The organism is Streptomyces adustus, assembly GCF_009377175.1.
Lineage (GTDB): Bacteria > Actinomycetota > Actinomycetes > Streptomycetales > Streptomycetaceae > Streptomyces > Streptomyces adustus.
The window spans coordinates 1-4,846 of sequence record NZ_VJZD01000410.1 but is presented as its reverse complement, the minus strand read 5'-3'; the positions used below and the strand labels follow the sequence as shown (position 1 = coordinate 4,846).

The following is a 4,846-nucleotide window of genomic DNA, read 5'->3' as shown; positions in this document are numbered from 1 at the left end:
CCCTCGCGCGGTCCGGCCCCGGCCGTCCGCAGCGGGGGGACCCCGTCGCGCGGCGGCAGTGCCTCGCGGGGCAACAGCACCGGGTCCCGGCCCGGCGCCCGGCCCACTCCGGCTTCGCGCAACACCGGTCGGTCGGGCACCGGTGGCCGGACGGGGCCGCGCAGCGGCGCGGGCCGTCCCGCGCCCAGGACCACCGGTACCGGTCGGCGGCCGGCGAATCCGCGGCTGCTGCGGCAGCGGCTGTTCGTGTTCGTCGTGGTGACGCTGCTCGTCGCGCTCGCCATCGGCGTGGTGCAGGGCTGTCAGGGTCCGGCGCGCGGACTCGGGGGCGGCGCCGACGTCGTACGACGGTCGGACGCCAAGCCGCACCCGCCCGCGCCGTCGTTCGACGGGCCGCCGGAGCAGCGGTACGGGTCGACGCTTCGGGCCGACGGCCCGGAGTGACCCGGGCGGCCGCCCCGGCCGACGTACGCCACCGCGGGTACGCCCCGCCGCCCGCCGCCCCGGCCTGCGGCACCCTGCTCGCCGGGCGTCGGACGGCCGTCGGTCAGGCGGTCAGGCGGTCAAGCGGTCAAGCGGTCGGACGTCCCGTGGCCACCGCGTAGAAGGCGACCGCCGCCGCCGCGCCCACGTTGAGGGAGTCGACGCCGTGGGCCATCGGGATGCGGACCCATTCGTCGGCGGCGACGAGCGCCTGGGTGGACAGGCCGTCGCCCTCCGCGCCGAGCATCAGGGCCACCCGGTCCATCCGGTGCGGGGCGGCCTCGTCGAGGGACCTGGCCTTCTCGTCCGGGGTGAGCGCGAGCAGGGTGAAGCCCGCCTCGCGGACCGAGTCGAGACCCTTGGGCCAGGTGTCGAGGCGGGCGTACGGCACCGAGAAGACCGCGCCCATCGAGACCTTGACGGAGCGGCGGTAGAGCGGGTCGGCGCAGTCGGGCGAGAGCAGGACCGCGTCCATGCCGAGGGCGGCCGCCGAGCGGAAGATCGCGCCGATGTTGGTGTGGTCGTTGACCGACTCCATGACCGCCACCCTGCGGGCGGAGCGCAGCAGTTCGGCGGCCGTGGGAAGCGGCTTGCGCTGCATGGAGGCGAGCGCGCCGCGGTGCACGTGGTAGCCCGTGACCTGTTCGGCGAGCTCCGGGCTGACCGCGTAGACGGGGGCCGGGAGCTCGTCGATGACGTCGCGCATGACGTCGACCCACTTCGCGGACAGCAGCATCGAGCGCATCTCGTACCCGGCGTCCTTGGCCCGGCGGATGACCTTCTCGCCCTCTGCGATGAACAGGCCCTCGGCGGGCTCGCGCTTGCGGCGCAGCTCGACGTCGGTCAGGCCCGTGTAGTCGCTCAGGCGCGGGTCGGCGGGGTCCTCAACGGTGATGAGATCGGCCACAGGGTGATACTGCCTTGTCCTGGGTGTGGTGCCAACGGCTCGGAACGGGTTGTGTTACCCGGGGTTACTCGGTGGTGCGGGGGCCCACGCCGACGACCTCGCCGATGACGATGACGGCCGGGGGCCGCACGTCCTCGGCGCGCACCGTCTCGGCGACGGTCGCGAGGGTGGCGTCGACGCGCCGCTGGGCGGCCGTCGTGCCCTCCTGGACCAGGGCGACGGGGGTGTCCGGCGACCTGCCGTGCGCGACGAGCGTCTCGGCGATCTTCCCGATCTTGTCGACGCCCATGAGCACCACGAGCGTACCCGTCAGCCTGGCGAGCGCCGGCCAGTCGACCAGGGAGCGCTCGTCGTCGGGGGCGACATGGCCGCTGACCACGGTGAACTCATGGGCGACCCCGCGGTGGGTGACGGGGATGCCGGCCGCGCCCGGTACCGAGATCGAGCTGGAGATGCCCGGGACGACCGTGCACGGGATGCCCGCCTCGGCGAGCGCCTGGAGCTCCTCCATGCCACGGCCGAAGACGTACGGGTCGCCGCCCTTCAGCCGGACGACGGACCTGCCCTTCCTGGCGTGCTCGATGAGCGCGTTGTTGATGGCCTCCTGGGCCATGAACCGCCCGTACGGGATCTTCGCCGCGTCGATCACCTCGACGTGCGGCGGGAGTTCGGCCAGCAGATCGCGCGGGCCGAGCCGGTCGGCGATGACGACGTCCGCCTCGGCGAGCAGCCGCCGGCCGCGGACCGTGATCAGGTCCGGGTCGCCGGGACCGCCGCCGACGAGGGCGACACCGGGGGTGCGGGTGCGGTGGTGCGGGGCGACCAGGGTGCCGTCGCGCAGACCCTCCACGACCGCGTCCCGGACGGCGGCGGTGTGCCGGGGGTCGCGGCCGCGCGCGTCGGTGGTGAGCACGGCCACGGTGACGCCCTCGCTGTGGCCGGTGGCCGGGGTCCAGGCGGTCGCCGCGTCGGCGTCGTCGGAGCGCACGCACCAGACGCGGTGCGCCTCGCCCTCGGCGGAGGCCCGGGTGTTCGCCTCCGGGTCGCTGGTGGCGATCAGTGCGTACCAGGCGTCGGCGAGGTCGCCGTCGGCGTAGGGGCGCCGCTCCCAGACGATCTCGCCCGCGTCCGCCATGGCCTCGACGGACGGTGTCGCCTCGGGGGACACCAGGAGGATGTCGGCGCCGGCCGCGATCAGTGCCGGGAGACGGCGCTGGGCGACCTGACCGCCGCCGAGGACGACCACGCGGCGGCCGGCCAGACGGAGGCCTACGGGATAGGCGGGGTGTTCTGCCATGCGGGGCGGCTCCTCGTCCTCGTCCTGGCGATGCGAAGGGCGCTACAGCTCCGGAGCGGCCCTGACGTGCGAATTTTAGCCGTGGTGCGGGGTACGGCAGGGGGCGGGGGCGGGCGCCGGGACGCCCGGCTGCCCCGACCCCGCCCCGCGGTGGGCTACTTCTCGGTGACGCCCGCCGAGTCGAACGTCGCCACCTCGTGCATCGCTCGTGCCGTGCTCTGCACCAGCGGGAGCGCCAGCAGGGCGCCCGTGCCCTCGCCGAGGCGCAGGTCCAGGTCGACCAGCGGGCGCAGGCCCAGCTTGTTGAGGGCCGCCACATGGCCCGGCTCGGCGCTGCGGTGGCCCGCGATGCAGGCCGCGAGGACCTCGGGGGCGATCGCCCGGGCGACCAGGGCGGCGGCGCCCGCGCTGACTCCGTCCAGGATCACCGGGGTGCGCAGCGAGGCGCCGCCGAGGAGCAGACCCACCATGGCCGCGTGCTCGAAACCGCCGATCGCCGCGAGGACGCCGATGGGGTCGGCCGGGTCGGGCTGGTGGAACTCCAGGGCGCGGCGCACGACATCGGTCTTGCGGGCGAGCGTCTCGTCGTTGATGCCGGTGCCGCGGCCGGTGACCTCGGCCGGGTCGGCGCCGGTGAAGACGGAGATGAGCGCGGCCGACGCGGTGGTGTTGGCGATGCCCATCTCACCGGTGAGCAGGGCCTTGTTGCCGGCCGCCACCAGGTCGCGGGCGGTCTCGATGCCCACCTCGATGGCCTGCTTGGCCTCCTCGCGGGTCATCGCGGGGCCGGTGGTCATGTCCGAGGTGCCCGCGCGGACCTTGCGCGGCAGCAGACCGGGGGTGGCCGGGAGGTCGGCCGCGACGCCCACGTCGATGACGCAGACCTCGGCGCCGACCTGCGCGGCGAAGGCGTTGCAGACCGCTCCCCCGCCCAGGAAGTTGGCCACCATCTGGGCCGTGACCTCCTGCGGCCAGGGGGTGACGCCCTGGGCGTGCACACCGTGGTCGCCCGCGAAGATCGCGACGGCCGCGGGCTCCGGGATCGGCGGCGGGCACTGCCGGGACAGTCCGGACAGCTGCGCGGAGATGATCTCCAGCATGCCGAGCGCGCCGGCCGGCTTGGTCATGCGCTTCTGCCGCTCCCAAGCCTCGCCGAGCGCCTTGGCGTCCAGCGGGCGGATCCCGGCGACGGTCTCGGCGAGCAGGTCGTGCGGGTCCTCACCGGGCAGCGCGCGACGGCCGTACGTCTCCTCGTGCACGACCCAGGACAGTGGACGGCGCTTGGACCAGCCCGCCTGCATCAGCTCGGGCTCCTCCGGGAACTCGTCGACGTACCCGACGCACAGGTAGGCGACGACCTCCAGGTGGTCGGGCAGGCCGAGGGCGCGGACCATCTCGCGCTCGTCGAAGAAGCTGACCCAGCCGACCCCGAGGCCCTCGGCGCGGGCGGCGAGCCAGAAGTTCTCCACGGCGAGCGCGGCGGAGTACGGCGCCATCTGCGGCTGGGTGTGCCGGCCGAGGGTGTGGCGGCCGCCGCGGGTCGGGTCGGCGGTGACGACGACGTTCACCGGGGTGTCGAGGATGGCCTCGATCTTCATTTCCCTGAACTGCTTGGCCCGGCCCTTGGGCAGCGACTTGGCGTACGCCTCGCGCTGGTGCATGGCCAGTTCGTGCATGGTGCGGCGGGTCTCGGCCGAACGGATCACGACGAAGTCCCAGGGCTGCGAGTGGCCCACGGACGGGGCCGTGTGGGCCGCCTCCAGGACGCGCAGCAGCACCTCGTGCGGGATCGGGTCGTTGCGGAAGCCGTTGCGGATGTCACGGCGCTCGCGGATCACCCGCAGCACGGCCTCGCGCTCGGCTTCGGCGAAGCCGGGGGCCGCCGGGCCGGTGGACTCTCGTGCTTCTTCCACTGCGGCCGTGCTCTCTTCTTCCTGGTCTTCCGGTGCGGCGCCCCTGGTGTCCAGGTCCGCCGCCTGCTGCACGACGTCCGGCTCGTGCTCCGCGTCCTCGGCCGCCCGGCCGGGGGCCGGTTCGGCCTCCCGGGGGGCGGGGACCACGGCGACGGGGTCCGGGAGCTGCGCTCCCGGCGTCTGTGCCGGGGCCTGAGGTGCCTGCGGCTGCGGCTCCTGGGCGGGCAGGACGATGGGGTGCGGCGG

General features: G+C 74.7%; 3 protein-coding genes and 1 pseudogene. 1 reads left to right on the top strand and 3 read right to left on the bottom strand.

Annotation, left to right across the window (positions count from 1 at the left end; genetic code table 11):
• Positions 1–444: pseudogene (locus FNH09_RS47400) on the top strand (serine/threonine protein kinase); the annotation flags it as partial.
• Positions 445–571: 127 nt separating this feature from the next.
• On the opposite strand, the gene FNH09_RS44580 reads toward FNH09_RS47400, so the two are convergent.
• The 3 genes from FNH09_RS44580 to cobT all read right to left on the bottom strand — a co-directional run.
• The gene (locus tag FNH09_RS44580; RefSeq protein ID WP_162470047.1) at positions 572–1,390 is read right to left on the bottom strand and encodes a TrmH family RNA methyltransferase; all 819 of its coding nucleotides are present in this window, start codon (positions 1,388–1,390) and stop codon (positions 572–574) included.
• 64 nt (positions 1,391–1,454) lie between these two features.
• On the bottom strand, positions 1,455–2,687 hold the full coding sequence (gene cobA, locus FNH09_RS44575) for a uroporphyrinogen-III C-methyltransferase (RefSeq protein WP_152895578.1): 1,233 nt from the start codon (positions 2,685–2,687) through the stop codon (positions 1,455–1,457).
• Positions 2,688–2,842: 155 nt separating this feature from the next.
• A partial coding sequence (cobT, locus tag FNH09_RS44570; protein ID WP_338017870.1) for a nicotinate-nucleotide--dimethylbenzimidazole phosphoribosyltransferase occupies positions 2,843–4,846 on the bottom strand: 2,004 nt, incomplete at its 5' end.

Bases quoted from the DNA above. Each gene is read 5' to 3' on its own strand.
- cobA (WP_152895578.1), bottom strand. From the start codon at position 2,687: ATGGCAGAACACCCCGCCTATCCCGTAGGCCTCCGTCTGGCCGGCCGC.